This is a genomic window from Pseudomonas sp. Irchel 3A7, from assembly GCF_900187565.1.
Lineage (GTDB): Bacteria > Pseudomonadota > Gammaproteobacteria > Pseudomonadales > Pseudomonadaceae > Aquipseudomonas.
Window position 1 is genome coordinate 429,346 of record NZ_FYED01000003.1, and the last position, 22,231, is coordinate 451,576.

Genomic DNA, 22,231 nt, shown 5'->3' on the forward strand with positions numbered 1-22,231 from the left:
TGGGGCGTGCGCTGAAGTTGCCGTAAAATTTCAGCGCCAGTTTCATCCTGAAACACATTGCGGTGATCGATTTGGGGCTATCTGCCTGACCGATATTGTCATTTATGGCACCTGATAACAGGCCAGAAACATATCCAGTGCCGACTCCACCACAGAGCCCTGCATCTCGGCCGCCAAGGCGGGCATACCCATGGAAATCTGCGGCCAGAACGCGAAGGACTTGAGCAGGCCCTGGACTTGCTGTGCGGCAAAGTCGGGGGCGACCGCTTTCAAGCGACCATCGGCCTGGGCGGAGCGAATCCACAGGGTCAAACCTTCTTCATGCTCACCCATGCGCGCCACCATGCTCTGCGCACGTTCCGGGGAATGGATGGCCGCCGCAATCGCCACCCGTGCCAGGTCGAGGAAATTGTCATCGCCCAGCATGTGCATCTTTGCCGCCAGTATCGGGCGTAACTGATCGCGTAGCGGCAAGTCTGGGCGGTAGGGCGTTTCCTGCTCTGCCGTCACCCGCGCCCATAATTGATTAAGGATCTCGGCGAACAACTCTTCTTTGCTGGGGAAGTGGTTGTACACCGTGCGCTTCGACACGCCAGCGGTGGCGGCAATTTTGTCCATGCTGGTGATTTCGAAACCGTTGGCCCGAAATTCGGCAATGGCCGCCTGAATGATGGCTTCACGTTTTCGGTCGGTCAGGCGCTGGGGAGCTGTCATAAATGCGGCTTCGGCAGAATGAAGGGAAATTACACTCGGTAGTTTACTTGCGATCGGCTTTGATGCAACCTAGAAACTACACTGTGCAGTGTAATGTGTTGTTAATCCTGCACGGTCATAAATAGAGTGTTCGGCTGATGCGTGCGTGCCTTGGCCATTTATCGTCCCAAGCGACGGTTTTTTGGAGTTATTTCAGTCATGGCCAACTCAACTTCCCCGGCGGATATCGCCGACACCTCTGAAGCTTCCCGTCAGACACAAGGGCAATACCGCAACCATGCACCGTTCAAGCGCGAGGGCTTTCGCAAGACCCTGCGCATTCTCTGGAACGTGATCTTCCACAAACCGCACGATACACGCCCGAACGCCCCGGTCCCGGTGCAACCCCTGACGCAAGCGGCGCTGATCGCTGCGCCGAACCACAGCATCTATCGCCTCGGACATTCCACGGTATTGCTCAAGCTGCGGGACAAGTTCTGGATCACCGACCCGGTCTTCGCCGAACGCGCCTCGCCGGTGCAGTGGGCCGGACCCAAGCGCTTTCATCAGCCGCCCATCAGCCTCGATCAACTGCCGCCGATTGAAGCGGTGATCCTGTCCCACGATCACTACGATCATCTGGACCATCAGGCGGTGCTGAAGCTAGCCGACAAGACCCGTTATTTCCTGACACCGCTGGGCGTAGGCGACACCCTGATCAAATGGGGTATCGACGCCAGCAAGGTCCGGCAACTGGACTGGTGGGAAGGCACCGAGGTCGAAGGCATTCGCTTCATCGCCACACCGTCGCAACACTTTTCCGGGCGCGGCCTGTTCGACGGCAACAGCACCCTCTGGGCCTCGTGGGTGATGATCGACGGTGACACGCGCATCTTTTTCAGTGGCGATAGCGGCTACTTCGACGGCTTCAAACGCATCGGCGAGCAATACGGCCCGTTCGACCTGACCCTGATGGAAACCGGCGCCTACAACGTCGAGTGGCCGCACGTGCACATGCAACCTGAACAAACCCTGCAAGCCCACCTTGACCTCAAAGGTCGCTGGCTGTTACCGATCCACAACGGCACCTTCGACCTGTCGATGCACGCCTGGTACGAACCCTTCGACCGTATCCTGGCCCTGGCCTGGGAACGCAGCGTTTCGATCACCACGCCGCAGATGGGTGAGGCTTTCAACCTGAAGCATCCGCAGCGGGGCGGAGCCTGGTGGCTGGAGGTTGAACAGCAGATGTCCGAGATCAACAAAGCGTCGGGTGGGGCGACTACAAACAGAGGCGAACATTCGTACGAGAAGCTGTGAGCCGTGATGACGGACAATTCCGGCCGCTTCTGTAGGCTGAAAAGCGGGTGAAATCATTCATCCGCCATCAGTCAGAAGGATTTTTACATGGACGTAACGTTAAACGGCTGCATGAAGCGGCTGGCCGGAATTGCCCTGTTTTCAATGGCGGCGGGCGTCGCGAGCGCCAGTGCGCAGACCTCCGCGCCCGAAACGGGGCTGGAGTACTTAAATGTCGATGAAGTCAACCAGTGGATGGATCGCGGCCAGCTGAATTCCGTGATGCTGGTCCGGCATCTGTTGGAGCGGATCGACAAGCTGGATAAAAACGGGCCGGCAATCAACGCCATCATCGAACTCAATCCCGATGCCTTGGTGATTGCCGAGGCAATGGATCGGGAGCGAAAGGGCGGCTATACCCGAGGTCCATTGCATGGCATTCCGGTGTTGTTGAAGGACAATATCGACACCTCCGATCAAATGCAGACCAGTGCCGGCTCACTGGCCTTGGTCGGGCAACCCGCCGCGCACGACGCCTTTATCGTGCAACGCCTCAGGGCGGCCGGCGCGGTGATTCTTGGAAAAACCAATCTCAGCGAATGGGCACATTTTCGCGACCCCGATCTCCCCAGCGGCTGGAGTGGGCGGGGCGGGCAAACCAAAAATCCGCACGTGCTCAGTGGCGATCCCTGTGGTTCCAGTTCCGGCTCCGCCGCAGCCGTCGCCGCAGGTTTTGCACCCCTGACCGTCGGAACGGAAACGTCTGGCTCGATCAGTTGCCCGGCGTCCATGAATGGTGTGGTGGGCATCAAGCCCACGGTGGGACTGCTAAGCCGTAGCGGCATTATCCCGGTGACTCACAAACTGGATACGCCCGGGCCGATGGCGCGCACGGTTCGCGACGCTGCACTCCTGCTGAATGCCATGATGGGCAACGATGTCGCTGATCCGGTCCAGAAGCCGCATAACCTGGAAGCGGTGGACTTCACCACGTTGTTGCGTCCAGACGCGCTGGTCGGACGGCGAATCGGCTACCCCGCGAAATTTGATCGCGGTAATTTGCCGCTTCTGACCGATCCGCATTTTTCCCAAGCGTTGGAACTCATGCAGGCAGCAGGTGCAACCTTGATCCCCGTGGAGCTGATTGACCCGCTTTCAGAAAAGGTAGGGGAAGCACTGCAAATGGGTCTCAAGCGAGACTTGCCTCGCTACCTGACCACGCGAACCGGTGTTCCTGCCCTGACACTGGAGGATCTACTGCTGTTCAATGCCGGCAGCGTTGAATGTCATAACCAGGACAACTTGATTGCGGCCAGCAAAATTGTCTTTGACGAGCAAACCTACAATCAGCTCTGGCAGAAAATCCAAAGCGAAAACGCCGCAGCCATCGATCAGTTGCTAACAACCCATCAACTGGACGCCCTCGTATCAGACGTCGAATCACCCGCCATGAACGTCGTACCGCTGGCGGGTTATCCCGGCATCATGGTGCCTTCCGGATTAGACGATGACGGCGTGCCCACTTCGGTCTACTTCTTCGGACCTCGCTGGAGCGATGCCAGGTTGCTGGCGTTGGCGTATGGGTATGAACAGGTCTCCCATGCACGGCGGGTACCTGTGTTCAAGCCGTAGCGAAAGGGCGACAACGTGTCCGATCAAGGCAAATTGCGCATCAGGTAAAGACCACTTCAAGTCGGCCCTCTTTTCGTGATCGAGGGGCCGACTTGACCACGATCTGCACGTCACGCCCGAGCAGCAACAGACACTCCATCATCTTGGCTTCACTGATCCCCCGAAACTTCCCACGCAACATCTCGGAAAGCTTGGGTTGCGACAGACCCAAAATTTCTGATGCCTGAACCTGGGTCAAATGGCGAGCCTTGATGATTTCACCGATTTTTGCAGCCAACTGGGATTTGACCCGCATTTCACTGGCGTTGGGCGTTCCGAGGTCTTCGTAGACGTTCCCGCTGCTTTCTTCGATTTCAACCATTTTTAAATCCTTTCGCATAAATCGGTCCTACCAAAAAACGCTGCCTACGCCGTCTTTTGATTTATGCGAAATATACCTATATGGGAATAATCGTCAATCGATGGTTTGGCTCACTCAACCATCGCAAAATCCGCCCGCCCCACCGGATTCGGCGTCGACCCTTTCACATTCATCCCACGCCCCGGCGCAAACCCCGGGAAGAACACCAGCCCCTGCGACTCAAACCGATACGCCAACGCCAACCGCGTGACATCCAGTACCTCGCGCCTGGCCTCGAAACGCTGAATGGCCTCCACCGAAACCCCGGCTTCCCGAGACAATTCCTCCACACTCCAACCCAGCATCGCTCGGGCTTGGGCGCAATGGGCCGGGGTGAATTGGAAAAGGGCGATACGCTCCAGGGTGATTTTCATCGCTTGAGAGGCCATGGTGTTCTCCGGGCTCGAGAGTGTTGATCAAAATATACTGTGTTTTTGTACAGTTGTTTTGAGCGCGGATCAAATTGATTTTTTGATTTTTTCTATTCCATGCCTTCCAGCCGGACGGACGGTGACCCCCTTGCCGTGCAGGCGCAATGGAGGTTCAACTACTGATCCATCGATTTTGAAGATTGGTGCGGATCGTTTTTTTCGCAACAATCTAATATTCGCCATTCAATTGTTTGCAGGAGGACATCATGTCGATCGCTGAAAGTGACTGGAAGAAGTTCAAGGAGCTGCGCAGGATTGCGCTCGATCGTTTTTGTCAGGGCGTTCTGGCCGATGCCAAGGCAATTGCCCAACACGGGGCGCTCTCGGCTCACGCTCGGTATGGCATGCTCTATGGCTTGATTCGGGATCGAAACAAGGACATGTACGATGCCTTTGATGCGAACAGCCAATCCCGTTCCAGTGCACTCAGAGGCTTGGCTTTGATGGTGATGCATGACTTGCTGACCGAGGCGGAGTTATCGACTCTCAGTGAAGACGCACGGGCTTACATCTCGCATGTTGTTCGCCAGCCCTATGAGCTGGAGTGGGTTGATGAGATCGTGCGACAGGACTGAGAACTGCTACCACCAGCCTTCTACCAGAGAACCAGGATGTTGATCTTTAACTGTACCGAAGCCGCCAGCAATTTCTTCAGTCGTGTCCACAAGGGCAAGAAAATCACCCCGGTGGACAAACCACCATCGTCCATTATTGAAGACGATAAGCCTGATGAGTCAGCCGAACAGTGGCTGGTCCACGCCATCAGCGTTCAACGCAAACACGTGCTGTTCGTCATCCATGTGCAAACCCGGTATTGCATGATTTTCGCGGACGCGAAAAAGGCCGATGTGGAGGGCTTTGTTAAACGCTTTACTGATCGCTGGCTTAATGGAGTGATGCGTGACGCGATGAACCACGACGCTTTGCAATGGATCGCTCCTGACGTCATGCAGGAGCGATTCGACGAAGGCTGTCATGACTATCAGTTGTACAAGCGCGGTCACCGTAGCGCGCAAGGCCATATTAATGAAATCGCCTGGATCTTTGAGGACTACGCGGCTGAGTGGGGATGTTTACCACCTGATGAAATCATGGCGAGCCGCTTTGATGCCAGGATCAATGGCTTCGTCAGAGGCAACAGCGTCAAAGGTTATGCCTTGCCGGATGAAGAAATGATGGCTCACTGGCTACGCCAATATTGCGGTCTTGATGAGTCCGGCGTTCAGAAAGCCCGCAACCGACGTCAAGACGTCAGGCGAGAAATCCGGGCGTTCGAAGAGGCTGGCGCGAGTCATTGATTCGAGTCACTTGCCCTCCAACCCCGGCGCCTCCCGCACAATAAAGTGATCCAGATTCTCAATGTCGGCACTGAACACCCCGAACGTCTGCTCGGGGTTTTTCTTGCTCGGCACCTGCTTCAACGCCGGCGTCACCCCGTAAAAGAAGCAGTACAACTCGCGCCCACTCTCGATGGCATGCTTGATCTCTTCCAGGAACGCCTTGCGCTTGCGGTAGCTGTCGATCAGCTTCTTGCTCAAGTAAACATTGACCGAATACGGCTTCTTTTCGAACCAGACCTTCTTCTCGAAATCGATGCGAAAGCTCTGGGTGTAGTCCTTGATTTCCTTGACCTTGCCCCAGTAAATCAGCCCCTTATTGTCCTGCAGATACTCGATCTTCTTGAAAAACGCCCCGTAGGTCGCCGCATGCTCACCGATCTTCAGCGGCATGCGCTTAAGCAGCTCCCTGTCCTCGAAATTCGAGACAAAACACTCCACGGGGTGGGCGAAGACACTGGTCTTGTCCGGTGCCGAATCCTGGGCTGAAGGCTCGACGCCAGTGTCTGCTGAGGACGCAATCGCCTCATCCCGCGCAACGTTCACCACCCCCTTCGGACTGTGCGGCTTGCGCACATACTGACGCCGCGTCAGCAACAACTCCGACGGAAAATGCTCCTCACGACCGTCATCCGCTTCCGTACCATCCGCCTCCGACGCGGGCGTCTTCAGGCTCACATAAGGACAACCCTCGACATGCCGCGTACTCGGCAAATTCTTGAAATGCGGCGTGCGCACGTAATTCACGTTCTTGGCATTAAACGTCCCCAACCCATTCGCCGCATCGAACGCCAAACGACAGGCATCGTTGGGGCACTGGAAATGCTCCTGGGCGGAATCGAACGCCATGGTCTCGTCGAAATTGAGATCGCGCACGTCATAAATCGACAACTTGTCGTCGAGGCTGAGGCAGTAGGCGAGGTCGAATTTCATGGGGCTCGGGTCCGTGAGAGGGAAGGGTATTAATAGCGGGACGCGAGACCCGTTGCACTCACTGTTTTCAACACACTACAAAATCAACGGCAACCCACCAAACCCGTGGGAGCGAGCCTGCTCGCGAATCCCAAACTCACAACCGACACCAAGTCGAACACCCACCTGTGGCGAGGGAGCTTGCTCCCGCTGGGTCGCGAAGCGACCCCAAAACCAGCAAACGCGGAGCATCAGGCAGACCACGTTGCCTGGATTGGCGACTGCTACGCAGCCGAGCGCGACGGTGCGTCAATCCGACAAGCTCCCTCGCCACAGATTTATATACTTGAACAGTGAGTTGGTGCGGCTGCATTCAAGCGTTGCAGCTAAGTTGAAATAGGTATGCTGGGTCATAAATCTTTTTCCCCAACAAGTTCTCCAGAGCTCCAAGCTGCTCGATAGTGAGGTTGTATCCCTCCCATCCTTGTTGGTCAGCGGTCCATCCCATAATCCGTTTTACTTCCTGATCCTTCCCAGTCGGAAGCTCCTCTTCGAAGGCCAGGAGCTCGCTATCTCTGTAAAACGCTTCAATTACATAAATCATGGTTCCACGACATCACTGATAAATTTGAGCGCAGTTTTTGAGGCGATTGCAGTGAGCCATCCCTTTTCAAACCACTAATCGTCTGTATTCAGGATTAGGGGAAAGTCCAGTAAGCGAAAAAGAACTGTTTTCACCAAGTATTCCTGTATCGAAAAGATATCTGGTAGTCGAATGTATTTGGCTCGATTTTGTGACCAAACAAGGGTTGAATTTTGGGTATCCAGTCATTTTTTACATCGTACCCTCCGTCATAAATCTCAAGCTCTTCCATGAGGCCCAAAGCATCAATGATCGAGCCGTCGTCACCAAGATCGGCCGAGTATTCTTTTCCCTCTAATGCTTCGGTTTTTTTGTCATACCAATTCAATCGGACTTTTAGCCCCATCCTAGCCTCACAAGTACTTACTTATGTTGCGGTTTTTCTTGGGGGGATCTATCTGTTCACCCGTTAAATGATCAAAGCTCGCTCACTTCAGGTTTTTGTTCAATACGCTCACTTGGGTTTCAACCATTTCACTATCCCATGAGGCCAAAATGGTGACGGTAGAGAAGCAAAAAACTGATCAGATGATTGTTTTTTTACTTGAGCGGCGAGTTTGTGCGGCTGCATTCAAGCGTTGCAGTTAAGTTGAAATAAATATGCTGGGTCATCAATCTTTTTTCCCAACAAGTTTTCCAGGGCTTCAAGCTGCTCGTTCGTCAGGTCGTATCCTTCCCAGCCTTGTTGTTCAGCGGTCCATGCCATGATCCGTTTTATTTCCTGAACATTTCCAGTCGGGAGCTCTTCTTCGAATGCAAGGAGCTCGTTATCTCTGTAAAAGGCTTCGATTACATAAACCATGGTTCCACGACATCACTGATAAATTTGAGGGTGGTTTCTGAGGCGATTGCTGTGGGAAAGTCAAACGGGTGTGCGGCCCATAAACATCCTCATTTACCATTTGTCACGATAGATGAATGCCACCTGATAGTCATAGGAGGACAAGCGAATGACATGGAGGAAATGGGGTTGCAGCGTACTGACCCAATGGGGGGCAACGTCAAAGCCACCGTTGTTTATGTTGTTTTCGATAGGCATGCCCAGTGCTTCAATCACAGAACCGTCATCACCAAAATCTTGCGACAACTCCTCTCCTTCGCCCAATTCGGTTTCCTTGTCGTACCATTCAAGTCTAATTTTCAGTCCCATAGAGCCCTCATAGGTATTTCTTAATACTGCGATTTTTTTTGGGTGGATCCAGTTGCTCGCCGGTTTTATGATCGAATGAGCCAAGGTGGCTGCCATCACTTGCGCGATACGCCTCCAGTTCACCGTGTAGAAAATCCCACTCGTATATGGTTCTACCCTTTACATCAATCCAGCGATCCCGGAGACCACCCTTGTAAGGCGTTTTCTTCTTTGCTCTCTTCAAGTTGGGGAAGGCAGCTATGTCCTCTGTCTCTGGAGCAGGGTGGTACGAATGGCCAGCTTCAGCGGTGCCTTTGCCGCGGACACTCACCACAATATAAACCGGCCTCACCCCCGACCCCACCGGAAACACAAGAATGAAATCCTTGTACTCAGGCGGATAAATCGGATTCACGATGATGCTGTCCGCCTGCTTTGTCGGCGGAAAAACCCAGATATGCGGCGCCTGCGGGGCAGCCTCCAGTTTGGGAATACCGAGGATGTCGGAGTCGTCGACGGCCGGGGTCCAGATCAGTTCGACACCTTCACCGAGGTCGGCAACGTACTGGCTGCCGCGCATAACGATCTGCACGACATCGACCATCTCCCAATCGCGATTGTTGCCTGTGTAGAAGCCGTAACCCTTGAGGCTGCCGTCAGCCTGTTGCTCAATTTGCAGGCGCACGCGGGTGCGGGCTTGTTTGAGGGCGCGCAGTTGGTCTTCGGAATAGAGGGCGCTGTCGCCCAAGGTGGGTGACCAAAACACCGCGACCAGGCCGGCCAATGCAGCGCTTGCAGTTGCACCCACGGCGGGCAGAGCGCGTAAAACCGGCTTGCGCAGTTCGAGTTGCCCAACACCAAGCGAAAGAGTGGCGCCGCTGATCGTTTCCAGATTCAGCAGCCCGCCATCGCCTACCTCACGCGTTCCAAGCCAGGCGATTTCGCCGTAATCCTCAAGGCTGTCGGTGGGCACCATCCCCGAAGGATTCGAGTAGTTGATGACCGCGTCCGGCAACTTGCAGGACTTGGCGAAGACGCAGCCCACTTGAAAAGTTTCTTGTTCGACCTCGACGATCTGGCGCTTGCGCATGTATGCGTCTTGCCTGGCGAGCATGGCCTCGTAGTCTTGTTGCCGGGCCTCGCGCTCGGCCAGTTCGTTGGCCGTCATGTAGCGGTAGGTGACGTGATGACCGTCACCGGATGGCGGGTTTCTGACGAGGGGAATGTCCTTGTTGCGAGCCACTGATTGTCCTTGTGTGTTCGTCCATCGGCAGCCCCGAGTAAGGGCTGCGCGACGTTAACGAGCGGGACAGTTTGTGGCTGTAGGGCGGTTCTTTAATGACCGTAGGGGGTGTCTCGAAAATTTGGATATCCGCGGATTTCGACAAGCCCCCTCAAGACATCATTGATGGATTCGAGGCCAGGCAGTAACCCCACCGCAGAAGTCCTGTGGTCGCGATTCCCAAAAACAACAAGTACTCAAGCCCGGCACCCACATTGTGGTGAGGGAGCTTGCTCCCGCTGGGCTGCGAAGCAGCCCCAAAAACCACACTAAGCGGAACACCAGGCAAACCGACCCGTGCGAGTTGACTGTTTGTACCCAGAAACAAAAAAAATCCGCTGCGAATATTTCAGGCAGCGGATTTTAGTAGGGGAGAGCAGTCAGTATCCACGCATCACGCGGGATGCCTTCCGCCACCAGGATTCTCGCCGATTGAAAGGATCATCCGCCAACACGCACGGCATATCCCGCAACCGAATCCACGGTTCATCCTGCCAATGCAGCATGCAGAGCGACATCTTCGGCCAATCAAGCACACTCAGCGTCGGGCGTTCCACCATGCGCGACGGCTGCGCATCACGCAGCGCAGCTGCTTCCGAAAAATTAAGGACACCACTGGGCATTTGACATCAAGCGTTATTTTTCGCGCGCCTCGCGAGCATGCTCGCCGAGCTTGACGCCTCAAAACTAGTGACAGGGTGTTAGTCAAATTAACGCTATTTAGCAGTTTTGCTTAGAAATAGTGGCGTTTCGCCCAGATACGTATTGAAACCCTTTTGTACTTTGGTGACGATAGGAAAATTCCTACAGCCATTGCCGACAAAGGGAAGCACTCGTGGTGATTAAAGCGGTTTCGAAGGAACGAATAGACAAAGCATTGCTGGAGTTTGATCGTAAATTTCGGAGTAAGCGAGAGTGGCAGGGCTGGGAAGATAATCTAGCTCACCGTTACGCCGTTCATGATGGCGGTCAGCTGTATCCGGCAAAGAAAATCGTCTCTTTGGCTACTGGCATTGCCGTAGGAGAGTTCTCCGGTGGGCACCCGACCAACAGTTACCTAATAAAGCGAGGCTTCACTATTGTGGAGTTGCCACGAGGGGAGGGTGAGCCTGTATTGCAGTTCACGAAGGGGGCTGTGTACGACCGAAAAACTGAGATCAATGGACTGTTTGGTGGAAGCTTTCAAGACGGCATTACATCGTCCACTACCTACCCTGCGATTTTTTTGTTCACGGGCGATAGCGGTGAGCAATACGGGTATGCCGACCATTGGGAAGACGGCGCTTTCATTTATACCGGTCAAGGACAACGCGGGCCGATGACTTTGACGCGAGGCAATCGAGCCATTGCGGAGCATGCCAATAATGGCCGAGCGCTGCACTTGTTTAAGGCCCGTGGGAAAGGTAATGGTCACGCATATATGGGCGAGTTTTCTTGCGCCGACATGTTTAACCGGATCCAGCCGGATGTTACTGGCCGGGATCGAATGGCGATTGTTTTTCGGTTAGTTCCTGTGGGAATTCCCGCTGAAATAAGTGAGGTTGAAGTACAGGATGAGGATAAGACTGACCTTTCCGAATCGCTGGCGGCCGCACGGTTGGCTGCACTCGCTGCATGTAAACCTAGCAGAGATGATTTGGGGCAGTCCGCGCCGCGTAAGATCTATCAGCGAAGTCGAAAGGTTTCGCACTACGTGTTGTTGCGTGCGAAGGGCGAGTGCGAAAGCTGCGAGAAGCCAGCTCCTTTCATGAAAAGGGATGGCACGCCCTACTTAGAGCCGCATCACGTAAACCGGGTATCAGATGGCGGGTTAGACCATCCGCGTTACGTGGGGGCTGTATGCCCAAGTTGCCATCGGGAAATCCATTCTGGGGTGCACGGAGCTTTGCTGAATGAGAGGCTGAAACAGCGGTTGGTAGCAATTGAGCCCTGATTGAGCTGGTGCACGGGCAGCTTGGCTAACCACGTCTGAAGCTCAGAATTGCCCAGAGGGCCGCTCATAAGATCGCCGAGGGTCGAACCCTCGGACGATACAGAGTGGTAAAAGTCCACAGAATTAGCGAGTGGGCTTGGGATCGTCTCTATAAATACATCACTCAACCCACCAAATGCTTCGACGACTGAAACACCTGGGCAATCTTCCGCCACCAAGGCTTTTCAACGGGTGCGTGCCGCTGCGTCTGATCGTGCAGTAGATACGGCATATCCCGCAGCCGAATCCAGCCTTCATCCTGCCAATGCAGCAGGCTCAACGACATCTGCGGCCAATCCAACAAACTCAGCATCGGTCGAGCCGAATTTTCCGGCTGTTCCGCATCACGCAGGGCCGGCACTACCTGATGGGTCAACCACTCACGCAACAATCGATTCCCAGGGATGTAGTGATAAACCAACAGCGCATACACACCCGACTCGCTGAGCAAGAGCTGTTTTTCTGGTTGTCGGAAATACTCAATCCACACAATGCGACGCTGATCTTTATCCAGCATGCTGACCATACGATCACTCAGGTGGACACCCATCAAGCGACCAATATCGCGAGCGCAGAACCATGGCTCGTTTTCCAGAAGGAGGGCGTGAAGGGGGAGGTTATGGCGGGTGAAGATTGTCGGAATGAAAAAATCGGGCATATCCATTACCTCTACGTTGGAAGATGGAGAAGGCCGGAGCCCGACGTAGAGGATCTAAGAAATCCCAACAAGCCGATTCTTCCACACAGAGATCGCGCATTCATGGCTATTACCATTATGCGTTCCTATGTGAGGACGTTAGCTTTCTACGTTGGGTGTTTCTTAGGCACCTGCATTAGAGCTTAGAGATGCTCTGAAGCCTCATCAATGCAGACAACGCTGGAAATGCTGTAGGAGCTTTACCGAGTAAGTTTGAGATGAGTAGGAGTTTTCCTACCCAATAAAAAAGGCCCCGATCAGATCGGAGCCTTTTTGCAATTCGATTTGTCGATTTACATCGTCAAATCACGGCAAGCATAGGAATCAATCCCAGCTCAACGCCCCACCCGTCTGATACTCAATAACCCGCGTCTCAAAGAAGTTCTTCTCTTTCTTCAAGTCCATGATCTCGCTCATCCAAGGGAACGGGTTAGTCGTGCCTGGGTACTCTTCTTTCAAACCAATCTGCGACAGACGACGGTTAGCAATGAACTTGAGGTAGTCCTCCATCATCGCCGCGTTCATGCCCAGCACGCCGCGAGGCATGGTGTCGCGGGCGTATTCGATCTCCAGCTGAGTGCCCTGCAGAATCATCTGCGAGGCTTCTTCCTTCATTTCGGCATCCCACAGGTGTGGGTTTTCGATTTTGATCTGGTTGATCACGTCGATGCCGAAGTTCAGGTGCATGGATTCGTCGCGCAGGATGTATTGGAACTGCTCGGCGACGCCGGTCATTTTGTTGCGGCGGCCCATGGAGAGGATTTGGGTGAAGCCGCAGTAGAAGAAGATGCCTTCCAGAACGCAGTAGTAGGCGATCAGGTTGCGCAGCAGTTCCTTGTCGGTTTCGACGGTGCCGGTTTCGAACTTCGGATCGGAGATCGAGCGGGTGTATTTCAGGCCCCAGGTGGCTTTTTTCGCGACCGATGGGATCTCGTGGTACATGTTGAAGATTTCGCCTTCATCCATGGCCAGCGATTCGATGCAGTACTGGTAGGCGTGGGTGTGGATCGCTTCTTCGAACGCCTGGCGCAGGATGTACTGGCGGCATTCCGGGTTGGTGATCAGGCGGTACACGGCCAGGACCAGGTTGTTGGCAACCAGGGAGTCGGCGGTGGAGAAGAAGCCGAGGTTGCGCATCACGATGCGGCGCTCGTCGTCGGTCAGGCCTTCCGGGTTTTTCCAGAGGGCGATGTCGGCGGTCATGTTGACTTCTTGCGGCATCCAGTGGTTTGCGCAGCCGTCCAGGTATTTCTGCCAGGCCCAGTCGTACTTGAAGGGCACGAGTTGGTTGAGGTCGGCGCGGCAGTTGATCATGCGTTTTTCGTCAACGGCGACACGGGCGGAGGCGCCTTCGAGTTCGGCGAGGCCTTCGGCGACGTCGAGAGAGTCCAGGGCGGCTTTGGCGCGGGCCACGGCGGCGGAGTCAGCGGCGGTCACGGCGCGGGCTTCCAGGGCGGCGGCACCACCGGCGCTGTCGAGACGGTCCATATTGGCTTCAGTGGCGTGGCCGGCGTTGGCGCTCTTGGCCGCTACTTCCGTGTCTTCTTTGTCGAATTCGTCCCAGCTCAGCATGACGTGTCGTCTCCTGCGTGAGGGCCAGTGTGCCCGTGTGAAAATGGATGGTCTGGTTTTTCACACGGCCGTACTGGCCGCGTTGATAGCGTTTTTTGCAGCGGTACACGCAGGCAAATAAACATAATTTTGTACGGGTACTGAGAGCCTCTGACGGGCGCAAAAGTCGGTGAGGACTTCGGCGTGGGCTTCAGACTGGCTGTCATCCCTGTAAGGGAATATTGCAGGCCCGTTTAAGGCGGCATTATAAGGAAATTTTTACGGCCGTGGTGGGGCGAATCCGCGCATGGAGCGGTCGATGAGCAGGGTTTTTCGGTCGGAGCTAGGGATTATAGGGCTTTGCCGGGTGCAGATTTTTTTTCAGAAAAAAAGCTTGATATCGGATTTGCTCAAGAAGTGATCAAAAAAGGCCTTTTTTCACTACATCTTGTGTTTCGAAACGCTTTTCGATGACTCCAGACACAACTGAGCCCGACCGAAGCCGGGCTGAAATCGACCCTCGGCGTTGCGCTGAAAAGGGTGCGATCCGGTGCAGTCTGATCAGCCGCTGGAGCAGCCATTGCCCATGACGCTGTAGCGCAGAATATGGCGTTGGCCTTTGGAGTCGTCGTATTCCATTTTCATCGGGACAACTTCACAGACATTGGGCACTTCGCTCATGGAAATAACGTTGGCGATGTCCAGGTGCATTGAGTAGGTGTAATCCTCAATAGGCGGTTGTTGCTGTGCGACATCAGTCTGGACCTCGTCTGCCATGGCGGTTAAGCACAGACTGCCGAGAGCCAGTACCCATAAAGCTTTCATCTGATTTTTACCTTTTTAAGGTCGAATGGGGTCACGCAACCTTTTTGGGGTTGCGTGTGGAACTGCGCTACTTGGTTTGGGTTAACGGCCTTCGTGGGGGCTGTAACTGGGTTAACTCAGGTTGCCGGGTTGGCGAGGCGAATTTTAGGCGCGGGGGATACGTTCATATAGACGTGGTTCTGATAAACACTTTTGACAGATCCTGTAACAATCCCGCTTTCTGGGGAAGCGAGCCTACTCGCGATGGCGCGCCAGGTTAGAAATGGGTGTGTTTGATTGCCTCTTCGCGAGCAGGCTCGCTCCCACAGGAACTGCGGCGATACGGCTATCCACGACATTTTGTAGGGCCTTGTTACTACCATCGTCGAATGGTTCTATGGCGCCGGCCCGGCTAAAACGGGGGCCATACAAAAACAACTATTCCACCGAGGTAAGAAAGATGAGTGCGGCTTCTCTGTATCCCGTTCGTCCCGAGGTTCTGGCCAATACGCTGACTGACGAGGCGACCTACAAGGCCATGTACCAGCAGTCGGTCGTCAACCCGGACGGTTTCTGGCGCGAGCAGGCCAAGCGCCTCGACTGGATCAAGCCTTTCACCACGGTGAAGCAGACTTCCTTCGACGATCACCATGTCGGCATCAAATGGTTCGCCGATGGCACCCTGAACGTTTCCTACAACTGCCTCGACCGTCATCTGGCCGAGCGCGGCGATCAAGTCGCAATTATCTGGGAAGGGGATGACCCTTCCGAAAGCCGCCACATCACCTACCGCGAACTGCATGAACAAGTCTGCAAGTTCGCCAACGCCTTGCGTGGCCAGGATGTGCACCGCGGCGATGTGGTGACTATCTATATGCCGATGATTCCCGAAGCCGTGGTCGCCATGCTGGCCTGCACCCGGATCGGCGCGATTCACTCGGTGGTGTTCGGTGGTTTCTCGCCGGAAGCCCTGGCTGGCCGCATCATCGACTGCCGCTCGAAAGTGGTGATCACCGCCGACGAAGGCATTCGTGCCGGCAAGAAGATCCCGCTCAAGGCTAACGTCGACGACGCGCTGACCAACCCGGAAACCAGCAGCATCCAGAAAGTCATCGTGTGCCAGCGCACCGGTGGCGACATCAAGTGGAACCAGCACCGCGACATCTGGTACGAAGACCTGATGAAAGTGGCCGGCACCGTTTGCGCGCCAAAAGAGATGGGCGCCGAAGAAGCGCTGTTCATCCTTTACACCTCCGGTTCCACCGGCAAGCCCAAGGGCGTGCAGCACACCACCGGCGGCTATCTGTTGTACGCGGCCATGACCCATGAGCGCGTGTTCGACTACCGCCCGGGTGAAATCTACTGGTGCACCGCCGACGTCGGCTGGGTCACCGGCCACAGTTACATCGTCTACGGCCCGCTGGCCAATGGCGCAACCACGCTGCTGTTCGAAGGTGTGCCGAACTATCCGGACATCACCCGTGTGGCGAAGATCGTCGACAAGCACAAGGTCAACATCCTCTACACCGCGCCGACCGCGATCCGCGCGATGATGGCGGCGGGTACTGCCGCTGTTGAAGGCGCCGATGGCAGCAGCCTGCGCCTGCTCGGTTCGGTGGGCGAGCCGATCAACCCGGAAGCCTGGGACTGGTACTACAAGAATGTCGGCCAATCCCGTTGCCCGATCGTCGATACCTGGTGGCAGACCGAGACCGGCGGCAACATGATGAGCCCGCTACCGGGTGCTCATGGCCTCAAGCCGGGCTCTGCGGCACGTCCGTTCTTCGGCGTGGTGCCGGCCCTGGTGGACAACCTGGGCAACATCATTGAGGGCGAGGCCGAGGGCAATCTGGTGATCCTTGATTCGTGGCCAGGTCAGGCGCGTACGCTGTACGGCGACCATGACCGTTTCGTCGATACGTACTTCAAGACTTTCCGCGGCATGTACTTCACCGGTGACGGTGCTCGTCGCGATGCCGATGGTTATTACTGGATCACCGGTCGTGTGGATGACGTACTCAACGTCTCCGGCCACCGCATGGGCACCGCCGAGATCGAAAGTGCGATGGTTGCTCACCCGAAAGTTGCCGAAGCGGCAGTGGTCGGTGTGCCGCACGACATCAAGGGGCAGGGCATTTATGTCTACGTCACCTTGATCGCTGGCGAAGAAACCAGCGAGCAATTGCGCCTGGAGCTGAAAAACTGGGTGCGTAAAGAGATCGGCCCGATTGCTTCGCCGGATGTCATCCAGTGGGCGCCGGGGCTGCCGAAGACTCGCTCGGGCAAGATCATGCGGCGGATTCTGCGCAAGATCGCGACGGCGGAATACGAAGGGTTGGGGGATATTTCCACCCTGGCCGATCCGGGTGTGGTGCAGCATTTGATTGATACGCACAAGACGATGAATGTTGCGTAAGTAGCGTTCGGCGTTATCGAAGCCCTGTCAGGTGTTGCACCTGATGGGGCTTTTTATTGCCTGGGGTTTTGTGTTGTCTGGGCTGGCCTCTTCGCGAGCAGGCTCGCTCCCACATGGGTCGAGTTGAAGCACAAATCTTTCATACCCCACAAATCCCCTGTGGGAGCGAGCCTGCTCGCGAAGGCAGTCGATCAGACACCACATAAACATCAGCCAATAATTATCGGTTTCCCCCGTAGGCCCTTTCCCACTGTTACCTGTCAGTTCTCAAGTAACTCAATGTGTAACCGCTCTTGCCGATACGGGGCATTGGGAAACGCGAAAACCTGTGTGCGGACTGAAAAAACCCTCGAGAAAAATAACACCCCACGCCAAGCTTGCCGGATTAGAAGGGTTTGCCAATAATAGGCCCGCAATTTGCAACATAGATCGGTTTACTGTCTTTTGCTCTTGCATGAATTTGCAAGGCTGTCAACGTGCCCAAACGGCTTTCTCGGTGCTTCTGTAACTAGTTGTCGCATTGAAGAAATATCGGCTTCGGGCCTGTCGTTAGAATGCCGATCATTCGCTCGTCGTTGCCTGTGTTGAAATTTCGCACACGCAATGTAGGACGCAGCAACGCTTTCCGGTTCCACTCATTCGCATATTGGGCTGTCGCTCACTCTGCCGTTTTAGCCCTTTTCCGATGGAGTCCCAAGATGAAGAAACTCGTGCTGCTTGGCGCCCTGGCACTGTCTTCCGTGCTGTCCCTGCCAACCTTCGCCGACGAAAAACCTCTGAAAATCGGCATTGAAGCGGCCTACCCTCCGTTCGCCTCCAAAGCACCGGACGGCAGCATCGTTGGTTTTGACTACGACATCGGCAACGCACTGTGCGAAGAGATGAAGGTCAAGTGCGTGTGGGTCGAGCAAGAGTTCGACGGTCTGATCCCGGCACTCAAAGTGCGCAAGATCGACGCGATCCTGTCGTCCATGTCGATCACTGAAGACCGCAAGAAGTCCGTGGACTTCACCAACAAGTACTACAACACCCCGGCGCGCCTGGTCATGAAGGCCGGCACTCAGGTCAGCGACAACCTGGCCGAGCTCAAAGGCAAGAACATCGGCGTGCAACGTGGTTCGATCCACGAGCGCTTCGCCCGCGAAGTCCTGGCTCCGCTGGGTGCCGAGATCAAGCCATACGGTTCGCAGAACGAAATTTATCTGGACGTGGCCGCCGGCCGCCTCGACGGCACCGTGGCAGACGCTACGCTGCTGGATGACGGTTTCCTGAAAACCGACGCTGGCAAAGGCTTCGCGTTCGTAGGCCCGGCCTTCACCGACGTCAAATACTTCGGCGACGGCGTGGGTATCGCGGTGCGCAAGGGTGACGCGTTGAAAGACAAGATCAACACCGCGATCGCTGCCATCCGCGAGAACGGCAAGTACAAGCAAATCCAGGACAAATACTTCGCCTTCGATATCTACGGCAAGTAACACGTCCGGCGACAAGTCCGAAATGGCGCAAGCAACAGGGTCTCTGCGGTTTGCGCCATTTTTTCATCCCAACTCTCGAGGACCTGAATCATGTTGAAAGGCTACGGGGCTGTCATCCTCGATGGCGTTTGGCTGACGCTTCAGCTCGCCTTGTCGTCCATGGCCCTGGCCATTGTTCTGGGTCTGATCGGCGTGGCACTGCGTCTGTCGCCGGTGCGCTGGCTGGCCTGGCTGGGCGATCTGTACTCCACGGTGATCCGCGGCATTCCCGATCTGGTGCTGATCCTGCTGATTTTCTATGGCGGCCAGGACCTGCTCAACCGCGTCGCGCCGATGCTGGGCTACGACGAATACATCGACCTGAACCCGTTGGCCGCCGGTATCGGCACCCTGGGCTTCATCTTCGGTGCGTACCTGTCGGAAACCTTCCGTGGCGCGTTCATGGCGATTCCCAAAGGTCAGGCCGAAGCCGGCATGGCTTACGGCATGAGTAGTTTTCAGGTGTTCTTCCGGGTGCTGGTGCCGCAGATGATTCGCCTGGCGATTCCGGGTTTCACCAACAACTGGCTGGTACTGACCAAGGCTACCGCGCTGATTTCGGTGGTGGGTCTGCAAGACATGATGTTCAAGGCCAAGCAGGCGGCCGATGCCACCCGTGAGCCTTTCACCTTCTTCCTCGCAGTGGCGGCTTTGTACCTGGTGATCACCAGTGTCTCGTTGCTGGCATTGCGTCACCTTGAGAAGCGCTACTCGGTAGGCGTAAGGGCGGCTGATCTATGATCTTCGACTACAACGTCATTTGGGAGTCCTTGCCGCTGTACTTCGGCGGCCTGGTGACCACCCTCAAACTGCTCGCGCTGTCGCTGTTCTTCGGCCTGCTGTGCGCGCTGCCGCTGGGCTTGATGCGGGTCTCGAAAAACGCCGTGGTCAACATGACCGCGTGGCTCTACACCTACGTGATCCGCGGCACGCCGATGCTGGTGCAGCTGTTCTTGATCTACTACGGTCTGGCGCAATTCCAGGCCGTGCGCGAGAGCTTCCTCTGGCCGTGGCTGTCCAGTGCAACCTTCTGTGCGTGCCTGGCGTTCGCCATCAACACCAGCGCCTACACCGCCGAAATCATCGCCGGCAGCCTGCGTGCCACGCCGAACGGCGAGATCGAAGCGGCCAAGGCCATGGGCATGTCGCGGGTCAAGATGTACAAGCGCATCCTGCTGCCGTCGGCCCTGCGTCGCGCGCTGCCGCAGTACAGCAACGAAGTGATCATGATGCTGCAGACCACCAGTCTGGCGTCCATCGTGACCCTGATCGACATCACCGGTGCCGCGCGTACGGTCAACGCCCAGTTCTACCTGCCGTTCGAGGCGTACATCACCGCCGGCGTGTTCTACCTGTGCCTGACCTTCATTCTGGTGAAGCTGTTCAAGCTGGCCGAGCGCCGCTGGCTGGGCTACCTGGCTCCGCGGAAGCACTGATATGGAACGCATCGATCATGCATTGCCGTGGAGCCATCTGGGCAGCGAGCGCCAGATCTCGGTCTTCCGCTTCGGCAGTGGCGAGCGCAAGGCCTACATCCAGGCCAGCCTCCACGCCGATGAACTGCCAGGCATGCGCACGGCCTGGGCGCTGAAAAAGCGCCTGGCCGAACTCGAAGCCCAGGGCTTGCTCAACGGTGTGATCGAGCTGGTGCCGGTGGCCAACCCGCTGGGCCTTGGTCAGTTGCTGCAGGGCAATCATCAAGGGCGTTTCGAGGCGGGCAGCGGCAAGAATTTCAACCGCGATTTCGTTGAACTCAGTGCGCCAGTGGCCGCCGAGCTCGATGGGCATCTGGGCGATGATCCGCACGCCAACATCCGTTTGATCCGCCAGACCATGAGCGATGTGCTGGCCGCGTTGCCACCGGCCAGCAGCCAATTACAGGGCATGCAGCGTGTCTTGCTCAGCCATGCCTGCACCGCCGATGTGGTGCTGGATTTGCACTGCGATTGCGAAGCGGCGCTGCACATGTACGCCTTGCCGCAGCACTGGCCGCAGTGGCGTTCGCTGGCCGCGCACCTGAATGTGCGGGTCGGCCTGCTGGCGGAAGATTCCGGCGGCAGCTCCTTCGACGAAGCCTGTTCGCTGCCGTGGTTGCGGTTGTCGCGTCTGTTCCCGGACGCGCAGATTCCGCTGGCGTGCCTGGCGACTACCATTGAGCTGGGTGGTCAGGCCGACACCGGTCGCGCTGAGACCGAGGCGCACGCCGAAGGCATTCTGGCGTTCCTCGCCGAGCAAGGCCTGATCAGCGGCGACTGGCCGAATGCAGCGTATGAGCCTTGCGAGGGCATGCCGTTCGAAGGCACTGAGTTGCTGTTCGCGCCGCATCCTGGCGTGGTGAGTTTTCTGCGTAGCCCTGGCGAGTGGATCGAAGCCGGTGATGAGATTTTTGAAGTGATCGATCCGCTGGCGGATCGGGTCAGCACGGTGTGTGCTGGTACGTCCGGGGTGCTGTTTGCCATTGAACGGCTGCGTTATGCCCAACCCGGTTTCTGGCTGGCCAAGGTGGCGGGGCGCGAAGCGCTGCGTCACGGGCGCTTGCTCAACGACTGACTGACTGCTTTTTGTGAGAACCGACCGCATGTACAAACTTGAAGTCCAAGACCTGCATAAACGCTATGGCAGTCACGAAGTGCTCAAGGGCGTGTCCCTGAAAGCGGCGGCTGGCGATGTGATCAGCATCATCGGCTCCAGTGGCTCCGGCAAAAGTACCTTCCTGCGCTGCATCAACCTGCTGGAGCAGCCGCACGCGGGCAAGATCCTGCTCAACAACGAAGAGCTAAAGCTGGTGGCGAACAAGGACGGCGCGCTGAAGGCCGCCGACCCGAAACAGCTGCAACGCATGCGTTCGCGTCTGTCGATGGTGTTCCAGCACTTCAACCTGTGGTCGCACATGACCGCGCTGGAAAACATCATGGAAGCGCCGGTGCACGTACTCGGTGTATCCAAGGCAGAAGCCCGCGAGAAAGCCGAGCACTACCTGAACAAGGTGGGCGTGGCACATCGCAAGGACGCTTACCCGGGCCACATGTCCGGTGGTGAACAACAGCGCGTGGCAATTGCCCGTGCGCTGGCGATGGAGCCCGAGGTGATGCTGTTCGACGAGCCGACCTCGGCGCTGGACCCGGAACTGGTCGGCGACGTGCTGAAAGTCATGCAGGCCCTGGCCCAGGAAGGCCGGACCATGGTGGTGGTGACCCACGAAATGGGCTTCGCCCGTGAAGTGTCGAACCAGTTGGTGTTCCTGCACAAAGGTGTCGTCGAAGAAAGCGGCAACCCGCGTGAAGTGCTGGTGAACCCGCAATCCGAGCGCTTGCAGCAATTCCTCTCGGGCAGCCTCAAGTAATCAAGACTGCCGTTGTGCACCGCGATAGTGCATGCTTCGCAATCCAAGGCCGGCCCCCGATCCCTGTGGGAGCTGGCTTGCCAGCGATAGCGGTGGTTCAGTTTGCATCTCTGGCACAGACAGACCGCCATCGCTGGCAAGCCAGCTCCCACAAGGGATCGCTGTTGGTTTTGAGA

General features: G+C 56.2%; 23 protein-coding genes and 1 pseudogene. 11 read left to right on the top strand and 13 right to left on the bottom strand.

Features of this window, described 5'->3' with window-relative positions; genetic code table 11:
* Positions 1–102: 102 nt before the first annotated feature.
* Complete coding sequence (locus CKW21_RS06915) at positions 103–714, bottom strand: TetR/AcrR family transcriptional regulator (protein WP_095193247.1); 612 nt, start codon at positions 712–714, stop codon at positions 103–105.
* A 198-nt stretch (positions 715–912) separates the two neighbouring features.
* On the opposite strand from CKW21_RS06915, the gene CKW21_RS06920 reads away from it, so the two are divergent.
* Together CKW21_RS06920 and CKW21_RS06925 are read left to right on the top strand one after the other, a co-directional pair.
* Positions 913–2,013 (top strand): MBL fold metallo-hydrolase, encoded by a 1,101-nt coding sequence (locus CKW21_RS06920; RefSeq protein ID WP_095193248.1) that lies wholly within the window; start codon positions 913–915, stop codon positions 2,011–2,013.
* Between the two features lie 87 nt (positions 2,014–2,100).
* Positions 2,101–3,624, top strand: coding sequence for an amidase family protein (locus tag CKW21_RS06925; protein ID WP_095193249.1), 1,524 nt, complete (start codon positions 2,101–2,103; stop codon positions 3,622–3,624).
* 40 nt (positions 3,625–3,664) lie between these two features.
* Here the strand turns inward: CKW21_RS06925 and CKW21_RS06930 are convergent, their stop codons facing one another.
* Positions 3,665–3,985 carry a helix-turn-helix domain-containing protein gene (locus tag CKW21_RS06930; protein WP_095193250.1) on the bottom strand — a complete coding sequence of 107 codons (321 nt, stop codon included), beginning with the start codon at positions 3,983–3,985 and terminating at the stop codon, positions 3,665–3,667.
* A gap of 110 nt (positions 3,986–4,095) precedes the next feature.
* On the bottom strand, positions 4,096–4,413 hold the full coding sequence (locus CKW21_RS06935; protein ID WP_095193251.1) for a helix-turn-helix transcriptional regulator: 318 nt from the start codon (positions 4,411–4,413) through the stop codon (positions 4,096–4,098).
* Between the two features lie 248 nt (positions 4,414–4,661).
* Here CKW21_RS06935 and CKW21_RS06940 point away from each other — a divergent pair, with 248 nt between their 5' ends.
* Complete coding sequence (locus CKW21_RS06940) at positions 4,662–5,030, top strand: hypothetical protein (RefSeq protein ID WP_095193252.1); 369 nt, start codon at positions 4,662–4,664, stop codon at positions 5,028–5,030.
* Between the two features lie 36 nt (positions 5,031–5,066).
* Positions 5,067–5,753, top strand: a complete 687-nt coding sequence (locus CKW21_RS06945) for a hypothetical protein (protein ID WP_095193253.1) — start codon at positions 5,067–5,069, stop codon at positions 5,751–5,753.
* Between the two features lie 6 nt (positions 5,754–5,759).
* Here CKW21_RS06945 and CKW21_RS06950 read toward each other — a convergent pair whose 3' ends face one another.
* The 7 genes and pseudogenes from CKW21_RS06950 to CKW21_RS31720 form a co-directional block, all read right to left on the bottom strand.
* Positions 5,760–6,725, bottom strand: a complete 966-nt coding sequence (locus tag CKW21_RS06950; RefSeq protein ID WP_095193254.1) for a hypothetical protein — start codon at positions 6,723–6,725, stop codon at positions 5,760–5,762.
* A gap of 352 nt (positions 6,726–7,077) precedes the next feature.
* Positions 7,078–7,308 carry a hypothetical protein gene (locus CKW21_RS06955; protein WP_095193255.1) on the bottom strand — a complete coding sequence of 77 codons (231 nt, stop codon included), beginning with the start codon at positions 7,306–7,308 and terminating at the stop codon, positions 7,078–7,080.
* 130 nt (positions 7,309–7,438) lie between these two features.
* Positions 7,439–7,693: a colicin E3-like toxin immunity protein gene (locus tag CKW21_RS06960; protein WP_095193256.1), complete on the bottom strand. Its 255-nt coding sequence runs from the start codon at positions 7,691–7,693 to the stop codon at positions 7,439–7,441.
* Between the two features lie 225 nt (positions 7,694–7,918).
* On the bottom strand, positions 7,919–8,149 hold the full coding sequence (locus tag CKW21_RS06965; protein WP_095193257.1) for a hypothetical protein: 231 nt from the start codon (positions 8,147–8,149) through the stop codon (positions 7,919–7,921).
* A gap of 93 nt (positions 8,150–8,242) precedes the next feature.
* Positions 8,243–8,497: a colicin E3-like toxin immunity protein gene (locus tag CKW21_RS06970; RefSeq protein WP_095193258.1), complete on the bottom strand. Its 255-nt coding sequence runs from the start codon at positions 8,495–8,497 to the stop codon at positions 8,243–8,245.
* Between the two features lie 7 nt (positions 8,498–8,504).
* Positions 8,505–9,719 carry a colicin E3/pyocin S6 family cytotoxin gene (locus CKW21_RS06975; RefSeq protein ID WP_095193259.1) on the bottom strand — a complete coding sequence of 405 codons (1,215 nt, stop codon included), beginning with the start codon at positions 9,717–9,719 and terminating at the stop codon, positions 8,505–8,507.
* A 419-nt stretch (positions 9,720–10,138) separates the two neighbouring features.
* A pseudogene (locus CKW21_RS31720) lies at positions 10,139–10,345 on the bottom strand (phage antirepressor protein); the annotation flags it as partial.
* Between the two features lie 248 nt (positions 10,346–10,593).
* Here CKW21_RS31720 and CKW21_RS06985 point away from each other — a divergent pair.
* Complete coding sequence (locus CKW21_RS06985; protein WP_095193260.1) at positions 10,594–11,691, top strand: HNH endonuclease signature motif containing protein; 1,098 nt, start codon at positions 10,594–10,596, stop codon at positions 11,689–11,691.
* A gap of 163 nt (positions 11,692–11,854) precedes the next feature.
* Here the strand turns inward: CKW21_RS06985 and CKW21_RS06990 are convergent, their stop codons facing one another.
* The 3 genes from CKW21_RS06990 to CKW21_RS07000 form a co-directional block, all read right to left on the bottom strand.
* Positions 11,855–12,388: a Bro-N domain-containing protein gene (locus CKW21_RS06990; RefSeq protein WP_095193261.1), complete on the bottom strand. Its 534-nt coding sequence runs from the start codon at positions 12,386–12,388 to the stop codon at positions 11,855–11,857.
* 363 nt (positions 12,389–12,751) lie between these two features.
* A complete protein-coding gene (locus tag CKW21_RS06995; protein WP_095193262.1) occupies positions 12,752–13,999 on the bottom strand; it encodes a ribonucleotide-diphosphate reductase subunit beta in 1,248 nt (415 codons plus the stop codon).
* Between the two features lie 540 nt (positions 14,000–14,539).
* Positions 14,540–14,803 carry a DUF2790 domain-containing protein gene (locus tag CKW21_RS07000; protein ID WP_095193263.1) on the bottom strand — a complete coding sequence of 88 codons (264 nt, stop codon included), beginning with the start codon at positions 14,801–14,803 and terminating at the stop codon, positions 14,540–14,542.
* A gap of 439 nt (positions 14,804–15,242) precedes the next feature.
* On the opposite strand from CKW21_RS07000, the gene acs reads away from it, so the two are divergent.
* The 6 genes from acs (at position 15,243) to CKW21_RS07030 (ending at position 22,055) form a co-directional block, all read left to right on the top strand.
* On the top strand, positions 15,243–17,198 hold the full coding sequence (acs, locus tag CKW21_RS07005; protein ID WP_095193264.1) for an acetate--CoA ligase: 1,956 nt from the start codon (positions 15,243–15,245) through the stop codon (positions 17,196–17,198).
* Positions 17,199–17,896: 698 nt separating this feature from the next.
* On the top strand, positions 17,897–18,673 hold the full coding sequence (locus CKW21_RS07010) for an ABC transporter substrate-binding protein (protein WP_095193265.1): 777 nt from the start codon (positions 17,897–17,899) through the stop codon (positions 18,671–18,673).
* Between the two features lie 90 nt (positions 18,674–18,763).
* On the top strand, positions 18,764–19,453 hold the full coding sequence (locus CKW21_RS07015) for an ABC transporter permease (protein ID WP_095193266.1): 690 nt from the start codon (positions 18,764–18,766) through the stop codon (positions 19,451–19,453).
* Entirely contained in the window at positions 19,450–20,148 is a 699-nt protein-coding gene (locus tag CKW21_RS07020) for an ABC transporter permease (protein WP_095193267.1), read from the top strand. Before CKW21_RS07015 ends, CKW21_RS07020 begins: the two co-directional genes overlap by 4 nt.
* A gap of 1 nt (position 20,149) precedes the next feature.
* On the top strand, positions 20,150–21,262 hold the full coding sequence (locus CKW21_RS07025) for a M14 family metallopeptidase (RefSeq protein ID WP_095193268.1): 1,113 nt from the start codon (positions 20,150–20,152) through the stop codon (positions 21,260–21,262).
* Between the two features lie 28 nt (positions 21,263–21,290).
* Positions 21,291–22,055: an ABC transporter ATP-binding protein gene (locus CKW21_RS07030; RefSeq protein ID WP_007971015.1), complete on the top strand. Its 765-nt coding sequence runs from the start codon at positions 21,291–21,293 to the stop codon at positions 22,053–22,055.
* Positions 22,056–22,231: the final 176 nt, after the last annotated feature.